30 protein-coding genes, 1 tRNA gene and 2 pseudogenes are annotated in these 26,811 nt (G+C 66.1%); 20 read left to right on the top strand and 13 right to left on the bottom strand.

The window, feature by feature from the left end; translation table 11 throughout:
- Window positions 1-5: 5 nt before the first annotated feature.
- Together hslO and mscL are read right to left on the bottom strand one after the other, a co-directional pair.
- Window positions 6-869, bottom strand: a complete 864-nt coding sequence (hslO, locus tag PG2T_RS05240; RefSeq protein ID WP_068803205.1) for an Hsp33 family molecular chaperone HslO — start codon at window positions 867-869, stop codon at window positions 6-8.
- Between the two features lie 75 nt (window positions 870-944).
- Window positions 945-1,385: a large-conductance mechanosensitive channel protein MscL gene (gene mscL, locus PG2T_RS05235; protein ID WP_068807779.1), complete on the bottom strand. Its 441-nt coding sequence runs from the start codon at window positions 1,383-1,385 to the stop codon at window positions 945-947.
- A 366-nt stretch (window positions 1,386-1,751) separates the two neighbouring features.
- Here mscL and PG2T_RS05230 point away from each other — a divergent pair, with 366 nt between their 5' ends.
- Window positions 1,752-2,471 carry a TorF family putative porin gene (locus tag PG2T_RS05230; protein ID WP_068803203.1) on the top strand — a complete coding sequence of 240 codons (720 nt, stop codon included), beginning with the start codon at window positions 1,752-1,754 and terminating at the stop codon, window positions 2,469-2,471.
- A 114-nt stretch (window positions 2,472-2,585) separates the two neighbouring features.
- Here the strand turns inward: PG2T_RS05230 and icd are convergent, their stop codons facing one another.
- Window positions 2,586-3,842 carry an NADP-dependent isocitrate dehydrogenase gene (gene icd / locus PG2T_RS05225; RefSeq protein ID WP_068803202.1) on the bottom strand — a complete coding sequence of 419 codons (1,257 nt, stop codon included), beginning with the start codon at window positions 3,840-3,842 and terminating at the stop codon, window positions 2,586-2,588.
- 61 nt (window positions 3,843-3,903) lie between these two features.
- On the opposite strand from icd, the gene PG2T_RS05220 reads away from it, so the two are divergent.
- Window positions 3,904-4,209, top strand: coding sequence for a 2Fe-2S iron-sulfur cluster binding domain-containing protein (locus tag PG2T_RS05220; RefSeq protein ID WP_068803200.1), 306 nt, complete (start codon window positions 3,904-3,906; stop codon window positions 4,207-4,209).
- 184 nt (window positions 4,210-4,393) lie between these two features.
- Here PG2T_RS05220 and PG2T_RS05215 read toward each other — a convergent pair.
- A tRNA-Ala gene (locus PG2T_RS05215) sits at window positions 4,394-4,469 on the bottom strand.
- Window positions 4,470-4,557: 88 nt separating this feature from the next.
- Between PG2T_RS05215 and PG2T_RS05210 the strand changes: the two genes are divergently transcribed.
- Both PG2T_RS05210 and PG2T_RS05205 read left to right on the top strand, forming a co-directional pair.
- Complete coding sequence (locus PG2T_RS05210) at window positions 4,558-5,181, top strand: tetratricopeptide repeat protein (RefSeq protein ID WP_068803199.1); 624 nt, start codon at window positions 4,558-4,560, stop codon at window positions 5,179-5,181.
- Window positions 5,182-5,220: 39 nt separating this feature from the next.
- On the top strand, window positions 5,221-6,015 hold the full coding sequence (locus PG2T_RS05205; protein WP_068803197.1) for a sulfite exporter TauE/SafE family protein: 795 nt from the start codon (window positions 5,221-5,223) through the stop codon (window positions 6,013-6,015).
- Window positions 6,016-6,022: 7 nt separating this feature from the next.
- Here the strand turns inward: PG2T_RS05205 and PG2T_RS05200 are convergent, their stop codons facing one another.
- Window positions 6,023-6,520: a dihydrofolate reductase gene (locus PG2T_RS05200; RefSeq protein ID WP_202816434.1), complete on the bottom strand. Its 498-nt coding sequence runs from the start codon at window positions 6,518-6,520 to the stop codon at window positions 6,023-6,025.
- Entirely contained in the window at window positions 6,517-7,311 is a 795-nt protein-coding gene (locus PG2T_RS05195) for a thymidylate synthase (protein ID WP_068803193.1), read from the bottom strand. Before PG2T_RS05195 ends, PG2T_RS05200 begins: the two co-directional genes overlap by 4 nt.
- A 45-nt stretch (window positions 7,312-7,356) precedes the next feature.
- Here PG2T_RS05195 and apaG point away from each other — a divergent pair, with 45 nt between their 5' ends.
- The 8 genes from apaG (at window position 7,357) to PG2T_RS05155 (ending at window position 13,030) form a co-directional block, all read left to right on the top strand.
- Window positions 7,357-7,758 (top strand): Co2+/Mg2+ efflux protein ApaG, encoded by a 402-nt coding sequence (gene apaG, locus PG2T_RS05190; protein ID WP_068803191.1) that lies wholly within the window; start codon window positions 7,357-7,359, stop codon window positions 7,756-7,758.
- Entirely contained in the window at window positions 7,758-7,958 is a 201-nt protein-coding gene (gene thiS / locus PG2T_RS05185) for a sulfur carrier protein ThiS (protein ID WP_068803189.1), read from the top strand. Before apaG ends, thiS begins: the two co-directional genes overlap by 1 nt.
- Before the next feature lie 43 nt (window positions 7,959-8,001).
- Window positions 8,002-8,796, top strand: a complete 795-nt coding sequence (locus tag PG2T_RS05180; RefSeq protein ID WP_068803187.1) for a thiazole synthase — start codon at window positions 8,002-8,004, stop codon at window positions 8,794-8,796.
- Window positions 8,797-8,869: 73 nt separating this feature from the next.
- On the top strand, window positions 8,870-9,487 hold the full coding sequence (gene trmB / locus PG2T_RS05175) for a tRNA (guanosine(46)-N7)-methyltransferase TrmB (protein WP_418268533.1): 618 nt from the start codon (window positions 8,870-8,872) through the stop codon (window positions 9,485-9,487).
- Between the two features lie 188 nt (window positions 9,488-9,675).
- Window positions 9,676-10,815, top strand: coding sequence for a hypothetical protein (locus PG2T_RS05170; protein ID WP_068803184.1), 1,140 nt, complete (start codon window positions 9,676-9,678; stop codon window positions 10,813-10,815).
- A 43-nt stretch (window positions 10,816-10,858) separates the two neighbouring features.
- Window positions 10,859-11,911 carry an ABC transporter substrate-binding protein gene (locus tag PG2T_RS05165; protein ID WP_068803183.1) on the top strand — a complete coding sequence of 351 codons (1,053 nt, stop codon included), beginning with the start codon at window positions 10,859-10,861 and terminating at the stop codon, window positions 11,909-11,911.
- 40 nt (window positions 11,912-11,951) lie between these two features.
- Window positions 11,952-12,440 carry a flavin reductase family protein gene (locus PG2T_RS05160; protein ID WP_068803181.1) on the top strand — a complete coding sequence of 163 codons (489 nt, stop codon included), beginning with the start codon at window positions 11,952-11,954 and terminating at the stop codon, window positions 12,438-12,440.
- Window positions 12,441-12,607: 167 nt separating this feature from the next.
- Window positions 12,608-13,030, top strand: a complete 423-nt coding sequence (locus tag PG2T_RS05155; protein WP_068803179.1) for an SRPBCC family protein — start codon at window positions 12,608-12,610, stop codon at window positions 13,028-13,030.
- 161 nt (window positions 13,031-13,191) lie between these two features.
- On the opposite strand, the gene PG2T_RS05150 is transcribed toward PG2T_RS05155, so the two are convergent.
- The 4 genes from PG2T_RS05150 to PG2T_RS16010 all read right to left on the bottom strand — a co-directional run bounded on the left by PG2T_RS05150 (window position 13,192) and on the right by PG2T_RS16010 (window position 16,475).
- On the bottom strand, window positions 13,192-14,067 hold the full coding sequence (locus PG2T_RS05150; protein WP_068803177.1) for a VOC family protein: 876 nt from the start codon (window positions 14,065-14,067) through the stop codon (window positions 13,192-13,194).
- Between the two features lie 259 nt (window positions 14,068-14,326).
- Complete coding sequence (locus PG2T_RS05145; RefSeq protein ID WP_068803175.1) at window positions 14,327-15,943, bottom strand: GGDEF domain-containing response regulator; 1,617 nt, start codon at window positions 15,941-15,943, stop codon at window positions 14,327-14,329.
- Between the two features lie 107 nt (window positions 15,944-16,050).
- Window positions 16,051-16,269 (bottom strand): hypothetical protein, encoded by a 219-nt coding sequence (locus PG2T_RS05140; RefSeq protein WP_068803174.1) that lies wholly within the window; start codon window positions 16,267-16,269, stop codon window positions 16,051-16,053.
- A gap of 59 nt (window positions 16,270-16,328) precedes the next feature.
- A complete protein-coding gene (locus PG2T_RS16010; protein ID WP_145931005.1) occupies window positions 16,329-16,475 on the bottom strand; it encodes a lmo0937 family membrane protein in 147 nt (48 codons plus the stop codon).
- 258 nt (window positions 16,476-16,733) lie between these two features.
- On the opposite strand from PG2T_RS16010, the gene PG2T_RS05135 reads away from it, so the two are divergent.
- From PG2T_RS05135 to PG2T_RS05100, 8 genes and pseudogenes are all read left to right on the top strand, one after another.
- The gene (locus PG2T_RS05135) at window positions 16,734-17,474 is read left to right on the top strand and encodes a Crp/Fnr family transcriptional regulator (protein WP_236953299.1); all 741 of its coding nucleotides are present in this window, start codon (window positions 16,734-16,736) and stop codon (window positions 17,472-17,474) included.
- A 407-nt stretch (window positions 17,475-17,881) separates the two neighbouring features.
- Window positions 17,882-18,058, top strand: a complete 177-nt coding sequence (locus PG2T_RS05130) for a CsbD family protein (RefSeq protein ID WP_068803172.1) — start codon at window positions 17,882-17,884, stop codon at window positions 18,056-18,058.
- An 8-nt stretch (window positions 18,059-18,066) separates the two neighbouring features.
- Window positions 18,067-18,249, top strand: a pseudogene (locus PG2T_RS16975) (PRC-barrel domain-containing protein); the annotation flags it as partial.
- A gap of 154 nt (window positions 18,250-18,403) precedes the next feature.
- Window positions 18,404-19,129 carry a Crp/Fnr family transcriptional regulator gene (locus tag PG2T_RS05120; protein WP_193399826.1) on the top strand — a complete coding sequence of 242 codons (726 nt, stop codon included), beginning with the start codon at window positions 18,404-18,406 and terminating at the stop codon, window positions 19,127-19,129.
- A 906-nt stretch (window positions 19,130-20,035) separates the two neighbouring features.
- The gene (locus tag PG2T_RS05115) at window positions 20,036-21,007 is read left to right on the top strand and encodes an IS481 family transposase (RefSeq protein WP_068802899.1); all 972 of its coding nucleotides are present in this window, start codon (window positions 20,036-20,038) and stop codon (window positions 21,005-21,007) included.
- Window positions 21,008-21,336: 329 nt separating this feature from the next.
- Window positions 21,337-21,885 carry a hypothetical protein gene (locus PG2T_RS05110; protein WP_202816433.1) on the top strand — a complete coding sequence of 183 codons (549 nt, stop codon included), beginning with the start codon at window positions 21,337-21,339 and terminating at the stop codon, window positions 21,883-21,885.
- A 91-nt stretch (window positions 21,886-21,976) separates the two neighbouring features.
- Entirely contained in the window at window positions 21,977-22,960 is a 984-nt protein-coding gene (locus PG2T_RS05105; protein ID WP_068802296.1) for an IS5 family transposase, read from the top strand.
- A gap of 240 nt (window positions 22,961-23,200) precedes the next feature.
- The gene (locus PG2T_RS05100; RefSeq protein WP_068802296.1) at window positions 23,201-24,184 is read left to right on the top strand and encodes an IS5 family transposase; all 984 of its coding nucleotides are present in this window, start codon (window positions 23,201-23,203) and stop codon (window positions 24,182-24,184) included.
- A 258-nt stretch (window positions 24,185-24,442) separates the two neighbouring features.
- Here the strand turns inward: PG2T_RS05100 and PG2T_RS05095 are convergent, their stop codons facing one another.
- The 3 genes and pseudogenes from PG2T_RS05095 to PG2T_RS16965 all read right to left on the bottom strand — a co-directional run.
- Window positions 24,443-25,126 carry a phosphatase PAP2 family protein gene (locus tag PG2T_RS05095; protein WP_068803170.1) on the bottom strand — a complete coding sequence of 228 codons (684 nt, stop codon included), beginning with the start codon at window positions 25,124-25,126 and terminating at the stop codon, window positions 24,443-24,445.
- Between the two features lies 1 nt (window position 25,127).
- Complete coding sequence (locus PG2T_RS16970; protein WP_068807767.1) at window positions 25,128-25,907, bottom strand: class I SAM-dependent methyltransferase; 780 nt, start codon at window positions 25,905-25,907, stop codon at window positions 25,128-25,130.
- A 309-nt stretch (window positions 25,908-26,216) separates the two neighbouring features.
- Window positions 26,217-26,474 (bottom strand): annotated as a pseudogene (locus tag PG2T_RS16965) (polysaccharide deacetylase family protein); the annotation flags it as partial.
- Window positions 26,475-26,811: the final 337 nt, after the last annotated feature.

Below are 26,811 nucleotides of genomic sequence, written 5' to 3'. Positions count from 1 at the left end.
CGCGGTCAGTGCAGCGGCCCGCTCCCCATGTCATCCAGCAGGCGTTCCACCGCGGCGCGGTCGTAGTGGTAATGCTGATTGCAGAACTCGCAGTCCACGTCGATGCCGCCGCGTTCGGCCAGCAGGGACTCGATTTCCGCCCGGCCCAGCGCCAGCAGCGTCGCCTCCACGCGCGGCACGGAACACGAACAGCCGAACCGCATCGACTGCGACGCCAGCAGGTGAAGGTCCTGGTCACCGAACAGCCGGCCGAGCAAGCGTGTCGGCTCCAGGTGCAGCAGTTCCTGCGGGCGTGTGGTCCCGGCCAGGGCCGCCACGTGATCCCACTGCGCCGCATCGTCCGGCCCGGCGCTGCCCGGCAGGCGCTGCAGCAACAAGCCGGCTGCGCGCGTTTGGTCCGCCGCCAGCACGATGCAGCCGGGCAGCTGATCGGAGCTCGCGAAATAACCCTCGAGAGTGGCCGCGAGGCCGCCGGCGGCCAGCTCCACGATGCCCTGGTAGCGGCGCCCGTCGCCGCGGGCATCCAGCGTGATCACCAGCCGTCCGTCACCCAGCAGCGCGTGCCAGTCGGTGTCGTGCAGCGGTTCTTCCCAGCGTGCCAGCGCCCGCACTGTGGAACCGGTCCGGTTGTCGGCCACCAGCAGACGCAGCGGGCCGGCACCGCGCAGCTCGACGATGACCTGTCCGGCGGCCTTCAGATTGCTGCCCAGCAGCGCCGCACCGACCAGCAGCTGGCCGAGCAGGTCGCGAACGGCGGGCGGGTAATGGTGACGCGACAGCACGTCCTGCCAGGTTGTTTCGAGCTGCACCAGCAGGCCGCGCACCGGTGCCTGGGCGAACGTGAACCGGTGCAGCGTATCGGACGACATGGCGGGGATTCGAAAAGAACGGGTGGCCAGTATAGCGGCCCGCCCATCCGCAGCCGGCGCCGGGCGCGTTTCAGATCACAGCTGCGAGGTGCAGTTCGGGCAACGGGTCGCCGCCACCGGAATGGCCGTGCAACAGTGGGGGCAGTCCCGGGTCGCCGGGGCCGGCGGAAGCTCGGCCTTCCTGAGCCGGTTCAGGCTGCGGATCAGCATGAACACGGCAAACGCGACGATCACGAAGCTGATGATCGAGTTGATGAACAGTCCGTAGTTGATGGTGACCGCGCCGGCCGCCTTGGCCGCCGCCAGTGACACATACGGACCGGCCGTTGCACCCTCGCGCAGCACCGCAAACAGGTTGGAGAAGTCCACCTGGCCAAGCAGCAGGCCGATCGGCGGCATCAGCACGTCGTCGACCAGCGACTTGACGATGGCGCCAAAGGCCGCGCCGATGATGATGCCGACCGCCATGTCGACCACGCTGCCGCGCATGGCGAATTCCCGAAATTCTTTCAGCACGCTCATGTTGTGTTCTCCCGGATTGCAGTACCGGCCCGGTGAGCCCGGGCGCCCGGAATTGTGCGTTCCGGGTCCGGGAAATACCAACGCACGTTCGCCTGCCGAGCAATTGCCGGTGCCGGATGGCTGGAGATCCCTGTGTTGCCGAGTGACGTCGGTTGCACCACCTTGGATCGTGAATCGGGCGCCGCGCTTCAAAGCGAGACATCCTCATTGCATCGAAGGGACAAATGCCACACCAAAGCCCGGTTTGATTGGCCCGACACTTGCTTGTACCATTCGCGGCCCTTTGCCCCCTGGGTGGCTTGCCCGTCTGGCAAAGGAATCGTGAAGCAATTGCCTACAGCAATGGGAGACGAGCAACTCATGAAGCAAGTAATCCTGACCACGCTGGCTGCGGCCGGCCTGCTGGCCGCAACCGCGGCTGCAGCCGACATCACCGGCAACGTTGGCCTGACCACCGACTATGTGTTCCGCGGCATCAGCCAGACCGACGAGAAGCCGGCCATTCAGGGCGGCCTGGACTACGCGCACAGCAGTGGCGCCTATGCCGGTGTGTGGGCCTCCAATGTCGATTTCAACGACGGCGACCAGGCGCAGATCGAGATCGACCTGTATGCCGGCATGACCGGCAAGATCGACGACCTGGGCTGGAAGTTCGGCGGCGTGTACTACAACTACCCGGGCGTCGCCGACAGCTCCGGCCTGAAGTACGACTACTGGGAATTCGGCCCGACCCTGACCTACCCGATCGGGTCGGCCACCGCCAGCCTGCTGGTCCTGTGGAGCCCGAACTTCTACAACGAAACCGGCAAGGGTCTGTACTCCGAACTGGGCCTGTCGGCGCCGGTGGGTTCGTTCACCCTGGGCGGCACCTTCGGCCACCAGGACATCGAGCGTAATGCCAAATTCGGCACCACCGACTACAACAACTGGTCGGTGTATGCCTCCACCACCGTGGCGGGCATCGGCCTGAAGTTGGCCTACACCGACACCGAGCTGAGCAAGAGCGAGTGCTTCGGCGGCGGCGCCTTTGGCGACTGGTGCGGTGGCCGTGCCGTGTTCAGCGTCAGCAAGGCCCTGTAAGGCTTAAACCTGCCTCAACAGAAATGAAAAAGCGGGTGGACAGCGATGTCCACCCGCTTTTTTTGTGCCTGAAATCCGCCGCGGGGCGTGCGCCGCACGCCCCGCGGTCGGCTTCTACATGTTGGCGACGATCGCCTGCCCGAACTCGCGGCTGCCGAGCTTGGTCGCGCCTTCCATCAGGCGTTCGAAGTCATAGGTCACGGTCTTGGCCTGGATGGCGCCGGAGATGCCCTTGACGATCAGGTCCGCCGCCTCGGTCCAGCCCAGATGCCGCAGCATCATCTCGCCGGACAGGATGATCGAGCCCGGGTTCGACATGTTCTTGCCGGCGTACTTGGGTGCCGTGCCGTGGGTGGCCTCGAACAGTGCCACGGTGTCGGACATGTTGGCGCCCGGCGCAATGCCGATGCCGCCGACCTGCGCCGCCAGCGCGTCGGAGACGTAATCGCCGTTCAGGTTCAGCGTGGCGATCACGCTGTAGTCGCGCGGCCGGGTCAGGATCTGCTGCAGGAAGGCATCGGCAATCGCGTCCTTGACCACGATGTCCTTGCCGGTGCGCGGGTTCCTGAAGCTGCACCACGGGCCGCCGTCGATTTCCACGGCGCCGAACTCGGCCTTGGCCAGCGCATAGCCCCAGTCCCGGAAGCCGCCTTCCGTGAACTTCATGATGTTGCCCTTGTGCACCAGAGTCACCGACGGGCGGTCGTTGTCGATGGCGTACTGGATGGCCTTGCGCACCAGGCGCTGGGTGCCTTCCTCGGACACCGGCTTGATGCCGATGCCGGAGCTTTCCGGGAAGCGGATCTTCGTGACGCCCATTTCCTTGATCAGGAAATCGATCAGCTTGCGGGCCTCCGGCGAGCGCGCCGCCCACTCGATGCCGGCGTAGATGTCCTCGGAGTTCTCGCGAAAGATCACCATGTCGGTGTCTTCCGGGCGCTTGATGGGGCTGGGCGTGCCGGCGTAATAGCGCACCGGGCGCAGGCACACGTACAGGTCCAGTTCCTGGCGCAGCGCCACGTTCAGCGAGCGCATGCCGCCGCCCACCGGCGTGGTCAGCGGGCCCTTGATGCCGACCAGGAACTCGCGCATGGCGGTCAGCGTCTCGGCCGGCAGCCAGGTGTCGCCGCCGTAGGTGGCCACCGCCTTCTCGCCGGCGTAGATCTCCATCCAGGCGATGGAGCGCTTGCCGCCGTAGGCCTTGGCCACCGCCGCGTCGAGCACCTCGATCATCGGCGGCGTCACGTCCACGCCGATGCCGTCACCCTCGATGAACGGGATGATCGGCCGGTCCGGCACGTTCAGGGAGTTGTCGGCCTTGGCGGTAATGCGTGCGCCGTCGGTCGGTACAATGATTTTGTCGTATGCCATAGCCTCGCCTGCCTGCTGAATGAAGCCGGCATTTTAATCGACAACCGGCCCGTTCCCGCCCATGCCGCAGCGCACCATCCTGATCACCGACAGCGGCGAGACCTTTCCCTGTGCCGAAGACCAGTCCGTCCTGCACGGCATGAGCCGCCTGGGCCGCAAGGGCATTCCTCAGGGCTGCTACGGCGGCGGCTGCGGCGTGTGCAAGATTCAGGTGCTCAGCGGCCGCTACCACACGCGCAAGATGAGCCGCGACCAAGTCACGGCCGAGGAAGAACAGGCCGGCTACGCGCTGGCCTGCCGCACCTTTGCCGACGAAGACCTCACGCTGCGCGTGGTGGGTAAGCTGCACAAGGCGTTGACGCGCTGAGGGGCGGCGATCACTCCGAGAGGCCCAAGGGGATCCGACGCTTGCTGTTCTGGTCGCCCTGCGTGGCAATGAGAGACCGCCAGCGGCGCAAACGGAAGAAACACCCAGCAATTGCCGACGCTTTGCATCCGACGCAAAAACCAAAAAGGCCAGCACGCTGGCTGACCTTTTTTGGAGATCGAAATGGTGGAGCGGAGGAGGATCGAACTCCCGACCTTCGCATTGCGAACGCGACGCTCTCCCAGCTGAGCTACCGCCCCACGTGATGTGACTCGTCGATTCCAGGATGCCGCCGGCGTGCCGGTGTGGCCGGCCAGGGCGCCTGTTTTTTGGGGCGCGCAGTGTACCATGCGGCCCGTGCCGGCCAACACGCCGGCGCTGCGCCATCAGGAGGATGCCACCGTGGGTAATAGTCGTCAGATGTTGCTGGCCACCGTCATGGCCGCCGTTGCCGCCTGGTCGCTGGCCGCGAGCGCCGGTGAGCTCGAAGACGGCATCGCCGCTTTCGAGAAGCACGATTTCAACACCGCCGTGCGCCTGATCGAGCCGCTGGCCGAGCAGGGCAATATCGAGGCGGAATATTTCATGGGCACTTTCTATATGTACGGCCACGGGGTGGCCATGGACCCGCCGCAGGCCACGGTGTGGTTCAAGCGCGCCTTTGGGCATTGGGAAACGCAGGCGCGCGCCGGCGATCCGGCGGCGATGGTGGAGGTGGCGGGCATGCTGACCTCGGGTCTGGGCGTCGATCGTGACGACAAGGCCGCCGCCGAGTGGCTGCGCAAGGCCGGCGATCTGGGCTATCCCGAAGCCTGGGCGGAGTTGGGCGGGCTGTACGTGGAAGGGGCCGGCGTGCCCAAGGATGTGGCCGAAGGCGAGAGGCTGCTGAAAAAAGCCTCCAGCGCCGGTAGTGTGCGCGCGAGCGAGATGCTGGCCGCCTTGTCCAAACGGGTCGAACCGGCCAGCTTCTGACCGGGCCGCCGTCAGCGTGCGCAGGTGTGACCTGACGGCGTGATCCTGCTTGCTTACCTTGCGGTCGGCGTGCTGGCAGGGCTGATCGCCGGCATGCTGGGTCTGGGCGGCGGTGTGGTGATCGTGCCGGCGCTGGCGCTGGTGTTTCCGCTGCTGGGCATTCCGTCCGAGGTGCTGATGCACCTGGCGATCGGCACCTCGCTGGCGGTGATCGTGCCGACCTCGATGTCGTCCACCTATGCGCACTACCGGCGCGGCGCCGTGGATCTGCCGCTGGTGCGCCGGCTGCTGCCGGGTCTGGCGGTGGGCGCGGTGCTGGGTGGTTGGCTGGCGGACAAATTACCCAGCGCGCTGCTCAGCCGCGTGTTCGGGGTATTCGTGATTTGCGTGGCGACGCAGATTTTCTTCAACGCCACCGCGCCCGGTCGTCGGCCGCTGCCGGGCACCGCCGGTCTGCTGGCCACAGGCACCGTGATCGGCACCCTGTCGACGTTGCTCGGCATCGGCGGCGGCAGCCTGACGGTGCCGTTTCTGAACTACTGCCGGGTGGACATGCGCCGGGCGGTAGCCACCTCGTCGGCCTGCGGTCTGGTGCTGGGAGTGATCGGGGCGGCGGTGTTCCTGTGGGCGGGGCGCGATCATGCGGGGCTGCCGGCCGGCGCCATCGGTTATCTGTATCTGCCGGCGTTCATCGGTATCGCGGGGGCATCGGTGCTGACCGCGCCGCTGGGTGCGCGCCTGGCACACAGCCTGCCGGTGGTGACACTCAAGCGCCTCTTTGCCGTGTTTCTGGGGACGGCGGGCCTGCGCATGCTCGACGTGCTGAGGTTCTGACCGGGGTTCAGCCGCGGCGGTAGGTGACGAAGCTGTATGGGTGCGCGTTGCGCGCGTCGGCTGGGTGATCCAGGCGCGCAACTTCGTGCCAGTCGGCGCCCAGCGGCGGCAGGTGGGTATCGCCGGGGAAGGCGGCGTGAATCTGGGTGAGTTCGACCGTGCCGGCGTCGGCCAGCGCCTGGGCATACACGTTTGCGCCGCCGATCACCATCGCCGGTCCGCCATGCGCCGCCGCCAGGCGGTAGGCTTCGTCCAGGGTGCCGACCACCTGCACGCCCGGCGGCGCAAAACCGGCCTGCCGGCTGAGCACGATGTTCAAACGCTGCGGCAGCGGCTTGCCGATTGACTCGTAGGTTGCCCGGCCCATGATGACGGGCCGGCCCAGCGTCAGCTCGCGAAAGTGCTTCAGGTCCGCCGGCAGATGCCAGGGCAGCGTGCCATCGCGGCCGATGACGCCGCCTTGCGCCACCGCCACCACCAGCACCACCTCGACCGGCACCGTCACACGGCGACCGGGGCGGCGATGCGCGGCAGCGGGTCGTAATCCAGCAGATCGAAGTCTTCGTAGCTCAGGTCGAAGATCGACTCCACCGGCCGGCGAATGCGCATTTGCGGCAACGCCCGCGGGGTGCGGGCGAGTTGTTCGCGCGCCTGATCAAGGTGATTCAGGTAAAGGTGCGCATCGCCCAGGGTGTGGATGAACTCGCCGGGCGCGAGGCCCGTGACGTGCGCCACCATTTGCGTCAGCAGCGCGTAGGAGGCGATGTTGAACGGCACGCCCAGAAAAATGTCCGCGCTGCGCTGGTACAGCTGGCACGACAGCCGGCCGTCGGCCACATAGAACTGGAACAGGACATGGCACGGCGGCAGACGCATGGCGTCCACCTGCGCCGGGTTCCAGGCGCTGACCAGCAGGCGGCGCGAGTCCGGGTCGCGCCGGATGCGATCGATGACGGCGCTGATCTGGTCGATGTGGCCGCCGCCGTAATCCGGCCACGAGCGCCACTGGTAGCCGTAGACCGGGCCAAGGTTGCCGTCAGCGTCCGCCCATTCGTCCCAGATGCTCACGCCGTACTGTTTCAGGTAGGCGATGTTGGTGTCGCCGCGCAGGAACCACAGCAGCTCGTGGATGATGGATTTGACGTGCAGCTTCTTGGTGGTCAGCAGCGGAAAGCCGGCCGACAGGTCGTAGCGCGACTGGTGGCCGAACAGGCTCAGGGTGCCGGTGCCGGTGCGGTCGGATTTGCGCGTACCCCGTTCCAGCACGGTGCGCATCAGATCGAGGTATTGCTGCATGAGGGGCGGGGCGCGAGGGAAGATGCCGGGCGCTAGAATACCGCCATGAACGCTCCGCATGACCCCAACGAGCCCCGGCCGCACAACATCGCGGTGCAGGTGCGAACGCACTATCTGGCCGAGCAGTCGATCCCGCTGCAGGGTCGCTACGCCTTTGCCTACACGGTGACCATCACCAATCGCGGCACGCTGCCGGCGCGGCTGGTGGCGCGCCACTGGATCATCACCGACGCCGGGGACAACACGCAGGAAGTGCGCGGCCTGGGCGTGATCGGCCAGCATCCGCACCTGGCGCCGGGCGAGTCGTTCACCTACACCAGCGGCACCATGCTCGACACGCCGACCGGCCTGATGCACGGCAGCTACCAGATGGTGGGCGACGACGGCGTTGAGTTCGACGCGCCGATTCCGCCGTTTCACCTGGCGGCGCCCAACAGCCTGCACTAGTGGAAATTCTGGTGAACGGGCAGCCGCGCACGGTTCGCGACGAGCTGACGGTGGCGGGTCTGGTGGCGGAGCTGGGTCTGGCCGGCAAGCGCCTGGCGGTCGAAGTCAACCGCGATATCGTGCCGCGCGGCGAGCACGCGGCGCGCGCGCTGCACGACGGCGACCGCATCGAGATCATCCACGCCATTGGCGGTGGCTGAGGCCACCGGGCAAACGGCGGCCAGGCCGCCAGGACGCACAACCATGACCGCACTCAACGACGAACCGCTGCGCATCGGCGCCCGTACCTTCACCTCGCGCCTGCTGGTCGGTACCGGCAAGTACAAGGACCTGGATCAGACCGCCCGCGCCATCGACATGAGCGGCGCGCAGATCGTCACCGTCGCCGTGCGGCGGGTGAACATCGGCCAGGACCCGAGTCAGCCGAACCTGCTCGATGTGCTGCCAGCGGACCGCTACACCATCCTGCCCAACACCGCCGGCTGCCACACGGCCGAGGAGGCCGTGCGCACCTGCCGCCTGGCGCGCGAGCTGCTGGACGGCCATAACCTGGTGAAGCTGGAAGTGCTGGCCGATCACAAGACGCTGTACCCGGACGTGACCGAGACGCTGGTGGCCGCCAAAACCCTGATCGCCGACGGCTTCGAGGTCATGGTCTACACCTCCGACGACCCGATCCTGGCCCAGCGCTTCGAGGCCATGGGCTGCGTGGCGGTGATGCCACTGGCGGCGCCGATCGGCTCCGGCCTTGGCATTCGCAACCCCTACAACCTGCACCTGATCCTGGAGCAGGCGACGGTGCCGATCCTGGTCGACGCCGGCGTGGGCACGGCCAGCGACGCGGCCATCGCCATGGAACTGGGCTGCGACGGCGTGCTCATGAACACGGCCATCGCCGGCGCCACGGATCCGGTGCTGATGGCCAGCGCCATGCGCAAGGCCATCGAGGCCGGCCGCGAGGCATTCCTCGCCGGGCGCATCCCGCGCAAGCTGTATGCATCGGCTTCGTCGCCGCTGGACGGCCTCTTTTTTGGCTGAAGCCCCGAACACCCCGCCGCCCGAGGCAAGCCACCGACGCGCCATCCGCAGCTTCGTAGTGCGCGCCGGGCGCATGACGCCGGGCCAGCGCCAGGCGCTGGAACGCCTGTGGCCGCGCTATGGCCTGGACCTGCCGGATGGCGCAATCGATCTTGACCAGGCCTTCGGCCGGCAGGCGCCGCGTACGCTCGAAATCGGCTTTGGCATGGGCGATGCCCTGCTGGCGCTGGCGGCCGCGCATCCCGAACGGGACTTCATCGGCGTGGAGGTCTACCCGCCGGGCATCGGCAGCTTTTTGCTGCGCGTCGAGCAGGCGGGTCTGAGCAACGTGCGCGTGATCTGCGCCGATGCCGTCGAGGTGCTGGCGCGGCACCTGCCGGCGGCGAGCCTGGACCGCCTGCTGGTGCTGTTCCCGGATCCGTGGCCCAAGAAGCGCCACCACAAGCGCCGGCTGGTGAACGCGCCGTTTCTGGACCTCGCCGCGCGTGTCCTGCGCTCTGGTGGGCAGTTGCAGATCGCCACCGACTGGGCAGATTACGCCGCGGCCATCGGCGAGCTTCTGCCGGCCTGCGCCGCGTTCACCCCAGCCGGGTCGGCGCCGGATGAGGCCGGTCGGCCGCAGACCAAATACGAGCGCCGCGGCCAACGCCTGGGGCACGCGATTGCGGAGTTCGTGTGTCGGCGCCGCTAGCTGCGGGAGCGGATTGTTCGCCCGCGCCGCAGCGGGTGCTGGCCACGCAACGCTGCCGCGCCTTGTATTCCTGAGCGATTCACCGCCTGTTCACAAACCGGGCGGAGGTGCGAGCGTTGCCAAGGCCGCTGGCCGCGGCCTACCATTCGACCGCTCTGCCGCGCCGAAATACCGAGGAGGAACCGCCGATGGGCACCCTGGAACGCTTCAATTTCGACGCCAGTCACCGCAAGTATTCGGAACAGGACGTGCGCCGCGCGGCGCGCAACATGCTGATCGACGGCTGCCAGATGAAGGCCGGCGATGAAGTACTGATCCTGAACGAGAACGGCATCACCGAACCGGCCGCCTCGGACGTCATCGAGGACGAGGCGCGCAAGCTGGGCGGGCGCGTGCACGTGATGTGGACCGACACCGTCAAGGGCCCCGAGGACATGCCGCCGTCCGTGGTCAAGGCCTTCGAGTCGCCGGACGTGACCATCTTCAACCACATGATCGCCGGCGTGCTGCGCATGGTGCCGTTCAACGGTCGCGGCATGAAGATGCTGAACTTTCTGCAGACCTGGGACCAGCTGGGCTCGCCGTTCGGGCAGGTGCCGTACAACGTATGGCTGGAAGTGCTCAAGAACCTCGGCCCGCGCCTGGGATCGGCCAAAGGCTGGCGCATCACCTGCCCGCTGGGCAGCGACCTGTCCGGCCCGATCCCGCAGCCGGGCCAGTCGCCGAAGCCGGCCAGGACCGACGCCAAGGCCACCGGCGACGGCTTCACGCTGCGCACCTTTCCGCTGGGCGTGTGCCAGGTCTTCGACAGCATGCAGGCCAGCGGTCGCCTTGCCGTGCGCTGGCTGACGCCGTCCGGTGTGCACGTGTTCGAGCCCAACGGCATTGCCCTGCCAAGTCCGGTCATGATCCAGATCGACAAGGGCCGCATCACCGGCTTCGACGGCGAGTCGCAAGCGGTGGCCCAGCTGCGCGCCTACATGGAAAAATGCGGCAGCGAGATGGGCAAGGAGCCCTACATCGTCAATTCCTGGCACGCCGGCATCAACCCGCGCTGCGCCGTCACGGCCGGGCCCGAACAGGGTCTGGACCAGTGGATGTACATGGTTCACGCCAACCCGCGCATCGTGCATTTCCACACCATCGGCCCGGTGCAGCCGGGCGAGATGTCGATTCCGGTGGTCGATCCGACCATCGAGTTCGATGGCGAGAAGCTGTGGGACGCCGGCCGGCTGGTGTTCCTGGACCGCCCGGACCTGCGCGACAAGGTACGCGCCTTCGGCGATCCGGATTTCGCCTTCCATCACGAACTCGAAATCGGCGTCTGACCGCTCGCCGCATACCCCAATAAAGCAACAAGAAGGCATCCGCATGGCCCGCACCATCTGGTACACCCGCTGCCCGGTGCCGACCGCGTCCGGCATCGCCTATCAGCGCAAGCTGTTCGACAGCGAATTCGTCGGCACCGACTGCGAAGTGCGCAACATCAAGGAGCTGGGCCGCGCCAACTCGGACACGCATTTCGCCCACACGCTGGAAGATTCATTCCGCGAGGGCGGCGGCTCGCCGCCGGTGTGGGCGCGCTCGCGCGGGGCGGATACGTCGCTGCTGGGCATCAGCTTCGTCGAGGAGACCTTGGGCCTGTTCGTGCGGGCGGATGACCCCATCCACTCGGTGCGGGATCTGGCCGGCAAGCGTCTGGCGCTGCCGGTGTGGCCCAGGCTGGTCATGAATTTCTTCCGCTTCGCGGCCAAAAAGGCATTCGTGTCGGCACTGGAACTGCACGGTCTGCACGAGGCGGATGCCGCGTTCACCGACGTGGTGGAAACCGGCGATCACTACCAGCTGCTGAACCCGGGCTTTGCGGATGCCGAGGCTCGGCAGATTCCGTCCTACTACAACTGCCAGATGCAGGCGCTGCTGGACGGCAAGGTGGATGCATTCTTCGCCAAGGGCGGCGAGATTGCCGCCATGCAGCGCGAGTCCGGCGGCGGCATCCGCATGCTGTACAACCTGATCGAGGCCAAGCCGCTGTGGGCCAAGGTCAACAACGCCACCCCACGCCTGCTGACGGTCAGCAATTCGCTGGTCCGCGAGCGGCCCGACATGGTGATCCGCTACGCCCGCACGCTGCTGAAGGCCGCCACCTGGGCGGCGCAGCCCGAGAACAAGGTCGCGGCGACAGCAGCCCTGGCGCTGGAAACCGGTGTCACTCCGGCAGACATCGACACCTACTACACCGCCGATTTGCACCAGAAGCTGAAGCCCGAACTGAGCATGCGCCTGATCGAGACGCTGGAGATCATGAAAAGCTTCCTGCACGCGCACGGCTTCATCGAAAACAATTTCCCGACCCGCGACTGGCTGGCCACCGACCTGCTGCGCGAGGCGTATGCGGCCGAAGGCATCGCCTGGCCGGACTGAGCCTTCCAGAAATCAACAGCCCAAGCAGGAACTTTCCACCATGAATAGCCCGCTCGACCCCAAGGCCCTGCGCCAGGTGTTCGGCCAGTTTTGCACCGGGGTCACGGTGGTGTGCGCCACCGACACGCAAGGCCGCCGCTACGGCATCACCGTCAACTCCTTCAGCTCGCTGTCGCTGGACCCGCCGCTGGCGCTGTTCGCGCTGATCCGGGAGTCCGAGACCCTGAAGGTCATCGAGGCCGCCGGCGCCTTCAGCATCAACATCCTGGCCGAAAACCAGCAGGACATCTCGAACCGCCTGGCCAAGAAGGGCGGACCGGAGAAGATGGACGGCGTCCTCACCCATCCGGGCGTCACCGGCGCACCGATCGTCGAGGGCTCGATCGGCCACATGGACTGCACGCTGCGCAACAGTTACGACGGCGGCGACCACGTGATCCTGGTTGGCCAGATCGAACAGGCCGCAGTTGGCGAGCCGCTGCCGCCGCTGCTGTACTTTCGCAGTGCCTACAAGACCGTGGCGGACTGACCGGTCATCTTGGGGTACGGGTTTTAGGCGCAGCTTTGCTGCGCGATGATCGCCCGGCTGAGCCGGGCTCCTACACGGCGCCTTCGCCTTCAGAAGTCGGTCGGACACAGGGATGCCGCTGGCGCCGTTTACAGAATTTCACAAAGCCAAGCCAACCGGAGGAGCACATGAGCAAGGCGACGGTGACCGAAACCATTGACGTGAACGCATCCCCGGACGAGGCCTGGGCGCTGGTCGGCGATTTCGGCGGCCTGGTCGGCTGGTTTCCGGCGGTGACCGAAAGCACCGTCGAGGGCAGCGGTGTGGGCGCGCTGCGCCACCTGACCATGCCCGACGGGAATCAGCTGACCGAGCGCCAGGAGGCGCGCGACGATGCCGCCCGTTGTTACGAGTACGTGGTCATCGCCGGTGCGCTGCCGTGCACCGACTATCGGTCGCGGCTGGCGGTGAGCCCGGCCGGCAGCGGGGCGCGGATCACCTGGACCGCCGAGTTCCTGCCGCTGAAGGACGCGCCGGTGGACGCGGTGGCCTTCATCACCAGCATCTATCAGGGCGGGCTGGCCGGCGCCAAGGCAGTGCTCGAAGGTTAGGGAAACGCGGAAGCGTTCCCGCAGCGCAGGGACGCGCTGTCAAGATCAGCGGATGTAGGAGCCCGGCTATGCCGGGCGATCATCGCGCAGCAAAGCTGCGCTACAAGGTTTTTCGGCAGCGGGCGTTGCGAAATCCCCGATGGATTCATGCAGCGCTGCCTTCAGCTCGCCGGCGGCTGATGTCCCCAGGCGGTGAAGCGCGTCAGATGCCGCTGACGCCAGTTGGGGCCAACATCGTAGCCGCCGGTGCCGATCTCCCACTCGAAACCCGACGGCGTGCGGCCGTAGAAGGAGAACACGTCGTCCGTATGGCGGCCGGGCAGGTGGGTGATTTCCACCCCGGCGGCGCGCGCGCGATCCCAGGCCAAACCCACGGCGTCGATGTCCGGCACGTGCATCTCGAAATGCGCGGTGCGCTTGACCGGCGGAATGCCGGCGCCCAGTGCAATCGAATGATGGCGGCGGTTGCAGTGCAGGAACACTGCCTCGATGGTCAGCCCCGCCCATTCTTCGGCGCCGCGGTCCGACACGGCCATGCCGATCACGTCGGTATAGAAACGCAGCGTCGGCTCCAGATCCTGCGTCACCAGAACGATGTGGCCCATGCCCATGTCGCCGGTCACAAAGCCGCCTGGCATGACCGATGAGGCAAACGCCGTCGCCGCCACGCGCTGGCCCAGACACAGTTCCAGCGGATTGCCGGACGGGTCGCTGAAGCTGACCAGTTCGGTCACGTGACGGGCGCGGCAGGCGCTGTCGTCACCCTTGTGCACGGCCACCCCGGCGGCCTTCAGGCGGCCCAGCGCGGCATCGAATTCGCCGCGGTTGAGGGCCGCCAGGCCCACCGCCGCCACGTCGTCCTGGCTGCCGGGACGCAGGAACAGCCGCTGTTCGCACTCGTCCATGCGGTAGCCGCGCGAGCCGTCAGCGTTGACGCCGTTGCCGGTCATGCCGATGACACTGGTCAGCAAAGCCTCCCAGCCGGGCAGGTCGGATACCTCGAAACCCAGATAAGCAAGTTCCAGTCCGGCGGTCATACACGCTCCCCCTGTGATTGGCGGCCAGCGTGGTGTTCTTCGCCGGCTGGGCTGCTACCAGCGATGTGCTGGGCAGCTTCTTGATGGCCGGGTCATCGTATCCGAAACACAAACCGGGAACGACCGGGCAACGGGGCAGCGCGCGAAACTGTTGCGCGACGCGTGGGCTTTCGATGCTGGCAAGGCGGCGAGGCGGGCGTTTCGAGCTGAGCGCGAAGCGCTCGTTCGGGCAGCGACAGCCGGGAAGTCCGGGATGGAGCTAGTCGGCGCAGGGTCGGGCCGGGTGCGTGACTGGCAAGACGGCTCGCGCCTTTTTCGCCTTGGGGCGGCGCGCCGCCTGCTGCTCGGGAAGTCGCGGCGAACGTCCGCCTGCCTTCATGCCCTGCCTGAAAAACTGGTAGTTGTTTCGCCCTTCGTTTTTGGCGTGGTACATCGCGGCATCCGCGCAGCGGATCAAGGCCGTAGCGGTCGCCGCGTGTCCCTCCTCGGGAAACAGGCTGATGCCGATACTGACGCTGATCCGAATGTCGGAGCCGGCGATGGTATGCGGTGCTGCCAGGGCGATCAGCATCTTCTGGGCGCTCAGGCCGGCATCCCCGGCGTGCTGGATTTCCGACAGCAGGACTACAAATTCGTCTCCGCCCTGCCGGCTTACGGTGTCCGATCCGCGCACGCAGGTCAGCAGGCGTTGTGCCACCGACTGGAGCAGTTTGTCGCCCACCAGGTGGCCCAAAAAGTCATTGATCTGTTTGAATCCATCCAGGTCCAGAAACAGCACGGCGCCCTGGTTGCCATGACGGCGTGCCAGGGATATTGCATTTTCGATCCGGTCGCCCAGCAATACGCGGTTCGGCAAATTGGTCAGGGCGTCGTGATGGGCCAGGTAAGCCATGTGTTGCGCCTTGGCGCGTGCCGCAGTCACATCGCGAAACACGATTACCGCACCGCTGGTCTTGCCAGCAGCATCATGGATGGGGGCGGCCGAATCTTCGATGGCATATTCCGTTCCATCGCGCCGAACCAGCACGCAGTTGGCGGTCAGGCCCACGGGTTTGTCTTCCTGGATTGCCTGCTGCAATGGATTGGGCGCCGCTTCGCGCGTAATGCCATCAACGATTCTGAATACCTCGACAACCGAGTGACCGGTTGCCTCCGCATCAGTCCAGCCGGTCATGTCTTCGGCTATCGGACTCAGATACGTCACATTGCCCGCAAGATCGGTGCTCAGCACGGCATCGCCGATCGAGTTCAGCGTGGCCTGGGCGCGATCGGTCAGGACCGACGCGGCCTGCTCGTTGGTGTGACGCTCGATCACGCTGCGCAGAATGCGCGGCAACCAGTACGCGTCAAGGTGATTCTTCAGGAGCTGATCCTGCGCGCCAAGCTGAATGGCTTGCCGGGCTACCACAGGATCTTCGGCGCTGCTCAGAATCAGTATCGGAACCCGCCGCGCGGCCCTGAACACCATCTCGAAGGTCTTTATGCCCTGACTGTCGGGCAGGAACAGGTCAAGCAACACCGCGACGATTCCGGGTCTGTACAAACGGTCAATGCCGTCTGAAATCCGGTTGACCTGTTGCAGCGTCCATTCTTCATCAACCGACGTGGCCAAGGCCTTGCGAATGAGCATCGCATCAGCGGCGCAGTCCGAGACAAGCAGTACGGTGCGAAGGTCGTTGTCCATGACGTCGGATTTCGAGGGGTGTCCGTCTGCCACACGAGCGCCGGCTTTCAGTTTGTCGCCGTCATTCTGGCGCGGGGCATCGGGCCCGTTCCGTGCGCTAGCCCACGTGTTGCCGACGACCACCACGCGGTACGTCTGGCCGGGCACCACACCGGCCGCGGTGACGATCGGGCCGGCAGCCTGGCCTGCCACAGTTGCGCCGCACGGCCGGCGCCCGGACCCTGCGGGTCAGGTACCGGTTGGGGCGTTCGGTCGTTATGGACCCAGGGCGGCGCCGAATCGCTCAGCCTTGGCCAGGCTCAGCTTTTGCGGCCGACTACCAGCAGAAGCCCGCCCGCCACGATGGCGCCAACACCCGCCCAGACCGGGACATTGACCCGCTTCTTTTCGGCTACCGACATGTGCAACGGTCCCAGGTCGGCCTCGTGGGTTTCCCTGGTGTAGCTGAACCCGCCATAGGCGAGCCCCAGGGCGCCGGCAACGATCAGCACGATCGCGGCAAGTCTTTGTGCATCCATCCTGTGATTTCCCTCAAGCAGCCGTGATCTTTACGCCCCAGGCGCGCGCGATGGCACGCTCAGATCCGTCGTCCCTGAATCACCCGCACCAGGATCATGACGATCGCCACCACCAGCAGGATGTGGATCAATCCACCCATGGAGTAGGACGAAACCAGTCCCAGGGCCCACAGGATCAGCAGAACAATCGCAATTGTTTCAAGCACGTCCGAATCCTCAATCCTGAATCGACAAGGTACGCAGAATGGTCGCTGCGGATCCGAGCGGTCTGTACGGCAACACACACACAAGGTGCTCTGGCTGCGTTCCGTGCCATGTGGCGCGCGGCACGACGCACAGCCCCCTGCGGGCATGTTATGTACGATACCGCACTGATCGTGGAGCAGGCATTAGTAACCTGTTGGGCGGATGTTGAGGCCACCCAAGGGCGTCACAACATACACAAGCCCGATTCAGGAGGCCCCGTGCCACAGCAAAACCATCTTCTGGCGGCCTTGCCAGAGGACGTCCAGATCCGCCTGTTCCCGATCCTGGAACCGGTGACTCTGCCGCTGGGCAAGGTGCTGTACGAGTCCGGCGACACCTTGCGCTACGCCTATTTCCCGACCGACTCCATCGTGTCGTTGCTGTACGTGATGGAAAGCGGCGCCTCGGCGGAAATCTCCGTGGTTGGCAACGAGGGCGTGGTCGGGATTTCCCTGTTCATGGGCGGCGAAAGCACCCCCAGTCGGGCGATCGTGCAGAGCGCCGGCAGCGCCTATCGGCTGCGTGGCCAGCAGCTGAAGGACGAATTCAACCGCCACGGCGAGTTCCAAAACCTGCTCCTGCGCTACACGCAGGCACTCATCACGCAGATGTCCCAGACCGCGGTCTGCAACCGCCACCACACCATCGACCAGCAGTTGTGCCGCTGGTTGCTGCTGTCGCTGGACCGCCTGCCGGACAACCGCCTGACCATGACCCAGGAGCTGATTGCCAACATGCTGGGTGTGCGCCGGGAGGGTGTGACCGAGGCGGCCGGCAAGTTGCAGCGGGCGGGCGTAATCCATTACAGCCGCGGCCAGATCACGGTGCTGGACCGGGCCAAACTGGAGCAGCTGAGCTGCGAGTGCTACGCCGTGGTCAAGCGGGAGACCGATCGCCTGTTGCCGTATCGCGTCTCCCCGCCGGAGAACGTGCTCACGATGCAGCCGATCGTCACGTAAGCAACCGCCAGCCGTTCGCCTGAGCGGGTGCGTTTGCGCGTCGCACGGCGCCTGACCCGACGGCCGGGCAGGCACAGGAACCGTTTCAGGAAACGCCGAGCCATGCAGCGCTTTTCGCAGCGCGGGGACGTACTGCCAAAATCAGTGGCTGCAAGCTGCTGATCTTGTGAGCGATCGCAGAATTGTGGGAGCCCGGCTTCGCCGGGCGATCATCGCGCAGTGAAGCTGCGCTCCGACCGGGTTTTACCCGATGGCAGGCGCTGAGAAACCCAGGATGGATTTCAGCGCTTGCCTATGGGTGTTGCCGTACAGACCCGAAGCACGGTGCTGCTTATCGTTGCCATCAGCAAGCACTGAAACCGGGTGCGGCCTTGCGCCCACTCGCACACGTTCGATTCGGAGACCGCATGAACAAGGATCAAATCAAGGGCCAGGCCAAGCAGGCGAAAGGCGAAGTCAAGGAATTGGCCGGCAAGCTTGTTGGTGACAAGGCCATGGAAACCAAAGGCGTGATTCAAAAAACCGCCGGAAAAATACAGACCGGCTATGGCAATGCCAAGGACAAGATGAAGAAGGGGCGCTAGCCTGCCTCAAACTGTTTGCGGTACCGTGGGGCGCGTTGACGCGCGATACCGAACACAAGCGCTTTACGCTGAATGTGGACAAGGAGCGTCTCAAGGATGCGCCCCGTTTCGACAGAAGCCATTGGCCCAACATGGCGGATCAGACCTGGGAGAACGAGATTCACAGTTACTATCAGACGAAGAGCGATTGAGGATGCCACGCTCTGGCCGGCACCGTGCGTTGGCCTCTGTGTTCGGAACACCACGGACGCCGTCCCTTGCCTCACGTAGACTGCGCCAGCGGGGTAGCTCCAGCGCCTCTCCCGTACCTTTCCTGGGCGACCCCGGTGCTGACGGAAAGGCCCAATGTTCGTCGCAATCACTCCCCCCGTCACTAACCGCTTGATCGGCGGCCTGCCCGCCAGGGACCACGCGCGTGCTTTGGAGCACTGCGAGTCGGTCGACCTCGTCTTCGGCACGATTCTGTGTGAGCCTGGCCAACCGTTCCGGTACGTGTATTTCCCGCTGACGGGCTTCATTTCACTGGTGGCAACAGTGAGCGGTCACAAGCCGCTCGAGATGGGCTTGATCGGTAACGAGGGCATGCTGGGCGCCACGCTTGCGCTCGGGGTCAGGAACTCACCCCAGCGCGGCGTGGTCCAGGGTTCGGGTACCGCCTTGCGGATGACTGTCGCGCACCTGCGGGCGGAGCTTCGCGACAGCGCGGCCTTGCGACGCACGCTCGATCGCTACCTGTACGTGTTGATGGCGCAACTGTCGCAGACCGCCGCCTGCACGCGCTTTCATGCCATCGAAGCGCGTCTGGCGCGCTGGCTATTGATGACGCACGACCGGGCGCATGGGGATCATTTCGGTCTCACGCACGACTTCCTGGCCGACATGCTCGGCGTGAGAAGGAGTGCCGTCACCATCGCCGCCGGCGCGCTGCAGCGCCGGAAACTGATCAGCTACAGTCGCGGCAGGATTGTCATTCTGGACCGCAAGGGACTGGAGGCTGCGTCCTGCGAATGCTACCGGGCAGTCGTCGACGACTACTCGAACATATTCGGCAATGGCGCGCCCGTACAGTAAGTGTCAGTGCGGGCATGACCCGCGGTGGCGCTGGTCAGGAATGCGCTGCGGCATACAGCGCGCGAAGCGGTTTTCTTGGAAAAGCCGGTGCCCGTCTTGTTGGGAGAGTTCCAGGTCAAGGCGCTGAATGAGTGACTGCCCAGTTCGGAAACGCTGAATAAATCCATCCTGGATTTCTCAGCGCCCACCATCGGGGGAAAAACTTGTAGGAGCGCAACTGTGTTGCGCGATGATCGCCCGGCGCAGCCGGGCTCCCACAGTTTTCCGATGGCTCACAAGATCAGCAGCTTACAGTCGCTGATCTTGGCAGCGCGTCCCTGCGCTGCGGGAAACGCTGAATACTTCAGCGTTTCCTTTCGGGAAATCCAGATTAAAACCATCCCGAATTTTCCTGGGGGAGCGCTTCCCGGGCGCTCGGCACGCGAGCAGCGCGGTGCTCGGCATTTGACAATTCATCACGCCTGTTTCAGGCAAGCCCGAGCACCGCGCGCGAATGCGGGTCCGGAGTGCTGGGGCCCTGCCGGGAAGCCTACTTGGGCGTCACGATCACGGTCGTTTCGCCACCGGCTTTGCCGGGCTCGCCTTGCGCCCCTTCCGCGCCGGATGAGCCCGTGGCGCCGGTGTCGCCGGTTGCCCCGGTATAGCCAGTTGAGCCGGTGTTGCCCGTCGCCCCGGTCTCGCCGGTGGCACCCGTATAGCCGGTTGCTCCGGTAGCGCCGGTAGCACCCTTCTGGGCGGCAGGGCCAGTCGCGCCCGGCGGCCCGGCGGGACCAGGGACCGCGACGACGGTAGTTGTTCCATCCCGGATCATCATATAGTTCCGTCTCGGTCCCCGCTGCTGCTGGCGCGCGAGGTGTTCCGGGAGCTGGCAGGGGACGGGAAAGCGGTTGATCGGGAGGTGTCCGCATGCTGATTGCACTGCACAAACAAGCCCGCACCACGCCCCACGTGCGGGCGCAGATCGCGGCCAGTGATGAGCCGGTGGCGGTGCTGGCCCGCCGCTTTGGCGTCACCGAGCCGACGATCTACAAATGGAAGCGGCGCCCGGATGTCTACGACCGGCCGCACACCGCGCACCGCCTGCAAACGACGTTGACCCCCGGCCAGGAGGCGATCGTGGTCTACCTGCGCCGGGCCCTGCTGCTGCCGCTGGACGACCTGCTGGCGGTGACGCGCGAGTTCCTGTGTCCGGACGTGTCCCGCTCCGGGCTGGACCGCTGCCTGCGCCGCCACGGCGTGGGCAACCTGCGCGCCCTGCGCCCGGCGCCGGACAAAGCGGTCAGCAAGACCTTCAAGACCTACGTGCCCGGCTTTGTGCACGTCGACGTGAAGTACCTGCCGCAGATGGCCGACGAGGACCGGCGCCGGTTCCTGTTCGTGGCCATCGATCGGGCCACCCGCTGGGTTTACGTGGCCCTGAAAGCCGACAAGAGCGCGCGCTCGGCGCGCGCCTTCCTCAGTGCCCTGGCCACGGCCTGCCCGGTGCGCATCACGCGCCTGCTCACCGACAACGGCACCGAGTTCACGGACCGGCTGTTCGGGAGCCGGGCGCGGGCCCCGACCGGGACGCATGAGTTCGATCGCCTGTGCCAGGAACTGGGCATCGAGCACCGTCTGACGCCCCCGCGCCACCCGCAGACCAATGGCATGGTCGAGCGCTTCAACGGGCGCATCGCGGACCTGCTGCGCACGCACCACTTCAGGTCCAGCGAGGACCTGGAGCAGACCCTGCACCGCTATGTCACGCTCTACAACCACCACTTGCCGCAGAAGGCACTGAACGCCCAGACTCCGGCTCAAGCGCTTCAGCACTGGTACGCTTCAAAACCGGAGCTGTTTCATCGAAGGCCAAATAATCGGCCGGGACGTGACAGGTAGTCGCCGGCTGCCGGTCACATGCGCCAATTCCAATCACGGTCATCAGCGCAACAAAAACCATTGAATATTTCATGCAGCTTTCTCCTGAGAAGACACTCGCTCCCGGATTTTGCGTATGTGCAAAGACGGGGCGAATGGGATAACAGCGCCAAAACTACGCGAACCGGCCTACCGCTTCCGTACGCCAACGCACGATCACCGGTTCGTGGTTGACCCGGTGGCTGTACAGATGTCCGTGCGAATCCGAATCAGCACGGGCTATGTTCGATAACGTACGGTTTGCTTGCAGGCAACTTCGCATAGTCGGCACCGTACAGCGGCGCGCACGCATGCGCGCCGAACTGACCAGGAATGAGTATTCGATGAACAGGACAATTGCACTCGTGGCCGGAGCCCTGATGGGACTGGCGGCCTATGGCGCACCGGTATTCGCCGCCGATGTGGGCGTTTCGATCAGTGTCGGTGAGCCGGGTTTTTACGGTCGTATCGACATTGGGGACTACCCACGGCCACGGGTTTATTACTCCGAGCCGATGTACATCGAGCGCGGCGCCCGCTACCGGGAACCGGTCTACCTGCTCGTCCGGCCAGGTCACTCCCGGAACTGGAAAAAATACTGCCGCGAGTATGGAGCCTGCGGCGAGCGGGTCCATTTCGTGAACCACGACTGGTACCGCAACGTTTACGTTCCGCACTATCGGGAGCGTGGCGGTCGCCGCGACGGCGGCTACCAGAACCGGCACGATGGACTCGATGGTCGTCGTGACAGCGGACAACAGGACCACGGGGACGGACGCGATGGTCGTCAGTCAGGTGGCCACGACAACCGGCAGGGTGAGCGTGACCATCACGAAGACGGCCTGCGCGGCAACCGCTAAGGAAACGCTGATTTATTCCCTCCCGTTGGAGGCATGAGACCTTGGTCCTGAGACAATGTGACCTGGTCCGCAGCGGTGGTGAGCAGACGTCATGCAAACGAGCTTTTCCGACCTCGAGTACGCCGGCAAGAAGAAGCAGACGCGCCGCGAGCGCTTCCTGGCGCAGCTGCAGGCGGTGACGCCGTGGGCGCAGCTGGAGGCGGCGCTGGCGCCGTTCTACCCGGCCGGCAAGGGCCCGGGCCGCCCGCCGCTGGGGCTGTCGCGCATGCTGCGCATGTACGTGGCGCAGCAGTGCTTTGGGCTGTCGGACGAGGGCATCGAGGACGCCGTGTACGACAGCCACGCCATCCGCTGCTTCATCGGCATCGACCTGGCCCGCGAGGCGGCGCCGGATGCGACCACGCTGCTGAAGTTCCGCCGCCTGCTGGAAGATCAGGGTCTGAGCCGGGTGATCTTCGAGACGATTCGCGATCACCTGGCCCGCCAGGGCCTGCTGCTGCGTGAGGGCACCCTCGTGGATGCGACGCTGATCGCCGCCCCGCCGTCGACCAAGAACCGCGACCGGGCGCGCGATCCGGACATGCATCAGGCCAAGAAGGGGAACCAGTGGCACTTTGGCATGAAGGCGCACATCGGGGTCGACCTGGACTCGGGGCTGGTGCACACGGTGCTGACCACGCCGGCCAACGTCAACGACGTGACCCAGGCGCACGCCCTGCTGCACGGGCAGGAAACGGACGCGCTGGGCGATGCCGGCTACCAGGGCGTAGCCAAGCGCCCGGAGAATCGGGACACGCCGGTCACCTGGCACGTGGCGCTGCGCCCGGGCGTGCGCCGGGCCCTGCCCGATGACGCGCTGGGCCGCCTGCAGGAACGGATCGAACAGGTCAAGGCGAGCCTGCGGGCCAAGGTCGAGCATCCGTTTCACATCATCAAGAACCTGTTCAAGCACCGCAAGGCGCGTTACCGGGGGCTGGCCAAGAACCAGGCGCAGCTGTTCACGCTGTTCGGCCTGGCCAACGTGGTGATTGCCGGCTGGCGCCTTCGGGCGCGGCACACCCTCCGTGCGTCCTGAGGGAGCCCAAAACCGGAATATCCGGCCAGAACACGCACATTGGCCCGATCCACACCCGAAAACGGGCCGTTTTTCCCCAGGGGCGGTCACGCGTCAGCGCCGTCATGTCCATAGCGCTGGTTTCGGGGGATTGATCAGCGTTTCCCTAAGGAAACGCTGATTTATTCCCTCCCGTTGGAGGCATGAGACCTTGGTCCTGAGACAATGTGACCTGGTCCGCAGCGGTGGTGAGCAGACGTCATGCAAACGAGCTTTTCCGACCTCGAGTACGCCGGCAAGAAGAAGCAGACGCGCCGCGAGCGCTTCCTGGCGCAGCTGCAGGCGGTGACGCCGTGGGCGCAGCTGGAGGCGGCGCTGGCGCCGTTCTACCCGGCCGGCAAGGGCCCGGGCCGCCCGCCGCTGGGGCTGTCGCGCATGCTGCGCATGTACGTGGCGCAGCAGTGCTTTGGGCTGTCGGACGAGGGCATCGAGGACGCCGTGTACGACAGCCACGCCATCCGCTGCTTCATCGGCATCGACCTGGCCCGCGAGGCGGCGCCGGATGCGACCACGCTGCTGAAGTTCCGCCGCCTGCTGGAAGATCAGGGTCTGAGCCGGGTGATCTTCGAGACGATTCGCGATCACCTGGCCCGCCAGGGCCTGCTGCTGCGTGAGGGCACCCTCGTGGATGCGACGCTGATCGCCGCCCCGCCGTCGACCAAGAACCGCGACCGGGCGCGCGATCCGGACATGCATCAGGCCAAGAAGGGGAACCAGTGGCACTTTGGCATGAAGGCGCACATCGGGGTCGACCTGGACTCGGGGCTGGTGCACACGGTGCTGACCACGCCGGCCAACGTCAACGACGTGACCCAGGCGCACGCCCTGCTGCACGGGCAGGAAACGGACGCGCTGGGCGATGCCGGCTACCAGGGCGTAGCCAAGCGCCCGGAGAATCGGGACACGCCGGTCACCTGGCACGTGGCGCTGCGCCCGGGCGTGCGCCGGGCCCTGCCCGATGACGCGCTGGGCCGCCTGCAGGAACGGATCGAACAGGTCAAGGCGAGCCTGCGGGCCAAGGTCGAGCATCCGTTTCACATCATCAAGAACCTGTTCAAGCACCGCAAGGCGCGTTACCGGGGGCTGGCCAAGAACCAGGCGCAGCTGTTCACGCTGTTCGGCCTGGCCAACGTGGTGATTGCCGGCTGGCGCCTTCGGGCGCGGCACACCCTCCGTGCGTCCTGAGGGAGCCCAAAACCGGAATATCCGGCCAGAACACGCACATTGGCCCGATCCACACCCGAAAACGGGCCGTTTTTCCCCAGGGGCGGTCACGCGTCAGCGCCGTCATGTCCATAGCGCTGGTTTCGGGGATTGATCAGCGTTTCCCTAAGACGCTAAGACGCTAAGACCACGTTGCGCAGTGTCGGGCGGGCCGGTGAGCGGGCAGCGACACTCCCGATCGTCGGGCCGCGCTGCTCGGTCGCGCCAGCCCGTTTCCCGTCATTCGGAATTTGCAGGTTTCCCGAACGCAGGCCGGCGCGAGCGCAGCCAGCGGGCGTGCAGCATCGCTGCCAGCCAGCCCAGCGCCGAGCCGGCGGCGATGTCCACCGCCACGTGCTGGCGGGTGGCGATGGTCGAATACAGAATTCCCAGCCCCCAGCAGACGTTCGCAATTCGCAGCCACAGCGGCGCGCCGATGCGGCGCAGCAGGCGGTCCAGCCAGATTGCCGAGAACACGGCAAAGGCCGCGTGCAGCGACGGCAGGGCGTTGCCCACGTCGTCGGCCGCGATGATCGGCCCGAACGGCGGATGCTGCATCCAGTCGATCGGCGGGCGCGGACTGGCCGTCGGCCACAGCAGGAACACCGCCAGGCCGCTCAGGCTGAGCGCAACCATCGCCCGGTAATAGTCCGTAAGTTCGCGTCGGTCCGTGAGCAGGCCCGGCGCCAGCGGCACATACACCCACAGCGAAACGTACAGCCACAGGGAGTCCGGCCAGAAGCCGATCCAGCGATCAGGCGCCGTGACGGGCATCCACGTGACCGGCCACAGGGGAGCCTTGAGCAGCAGGAAGTAACAGGGGAAGAAGCCCAGGGCGAGCAGCCAGGCGCACAGCATCTTGAGCCAGAAATGCGCCTTGAACCCGCGCCACAGCTCACCCGCCCAGTCCGTTTGGGCAGCCACGTCAGGGCCGGGATGCCGGTTGTGGTGTCGCCGCAGTGCCGGTTTTGCGGCACACCAGAATGATCTCGGCCACGTTCGGGTCATCGATCAGGCCCGGCACCAGCACGAGTTTCTTCTGAAAGCGCACGCCCAGCGGCATGAAGACATGGTTGTACCACCACATCGCGCGTTGGCGTCGGTGCACCAGGTGCCACATTCCAAGGTCCAGCAGGCGCGACGATTTCGGCTGCATGCCGTAAACCGCGCTCTGGTCCACCGCGAATCCATGCTCGGCGAGTTTCGAGCGTAGCCGCTGCGGCTCATAGCGGCGGCGGTGGCCGACGAAATCGTCGAAGGCCGTCCACTGCGCCGGGTGCAGCGGCACCGACAGCAGCAGCGCGGCGCCCGGCGCCGCCACGCGGGACAGCTCGGACAGGGCGCCGTCGTCATCGTCGACATGTTCGACGATGTCCAGCGCACAGACCAGATCGAAGGCGCCATCCGGAAAGGGCAGGGCGGTGATGTTGCCCTGCGTCGCCCGCCCGCCACGCTCGCGCAGCCGCGCCAGTGCCGGTGCGCTGATATCGACGAACTGCGTGCCGGCGATCGGCAGGCGTGGCCGCAGGCCGGGGGCGACTTCCAGCCGGCGCGGCGACCGATCCAGTAGCGACTGCACCAGCGGCCAGGTATTGAATCGCTCGGGTGCGACCAGGCGTGCGTCGCGCCACAGCGGATCGTAAAACCCGCGGTTGGCGCCCAGCAGTTCCGGGTCGCCGCGGGCCCGCGCCGTGGCCGGCTGCACGGGGATGCCCGCGTTGGGCTGGTCGCGGCCCAGCAGCTCGGACACGGTGACGCACCGCAGGTGCCGCTCGTGCAGGCCCTGCAGGATCAGTTGCAGCGCCGGCGCACAGGCCGGGCGATGGTGACCGGGCCGGTCGTGTCCGTCGTGCATCAGCACGATGTCGCCAGGGCGGATCTTGCGCAGCACGCGCCGTGCGATCCGTTGCGGGTCATCGCTCCGGCTGTCGCGGCTGTGCAGCGACCAGGCGACCAGGGTCAGTTGCAGGCGCCGCGCGGCCTGTGCCAGCGGTGGACTCTTCAGCCCGATCGGCGGCCGATACAGCGGCGGGTGCGTAGCGCCGGTGAGCGTGGCAACCGCCTGCCCGCCACGCGCGATTTCCCGCAGCTGGCGGCGGACGCCGAAAAAGTTCTGCCAGCGGGAGTGCTGCCAGGAATGATTGCCCAGCTCGTGCTGCTCCGCCATCAGGCGCTGCGCCAAGTGCGGATGCGCTTCCAGCGAACGGCCGATGGTGAAGAAGGTCGCCCGCGCGTCGTATTGCGCCAGTGCATCGAGCACCGCTGGGGTCACCTGCGGGTCCGGCCCGTCATCGAAGCTCAGGGCCACGCGCCGGCCGGTGCGCGGGCCGTGGGTGACGGTCGGGTAGAACAGGCTCGATCCGGGCCGCGCGATGCCGTCGGCGAACAGCGCCAGCAGGATTGCCGCCGGGATGCCGACGCTTGGCAGCGAGAAGCCGAACACGCCCACCGACCCGGCGGTGGCGGCGGCATACGCCAGTGCCAGCACATCGGCGCGCGATGACAGCCCTGATCGCGCCGGCAGTCTCACGTGCTCATCCCGCCGTTGACCGAGATCACCTGGCGCGTGATGTAGGCCGCGCCTTCCGAGGCGCGCGATGACAGCCCTG

Source organism: Immundisolibacter cernigliae (assembly GCF_001697225.1).
Lineage (GTDB): Bacteria > Pseudomonadota > Gammaproteobacteria > Immundisolibacterales > Immundisolibacteraceae > Immundisolibacter > Immundisolibacter cernigliae.
This window is presented reverse-complemented; position numbering and strand designations above follow the sequence as displayed.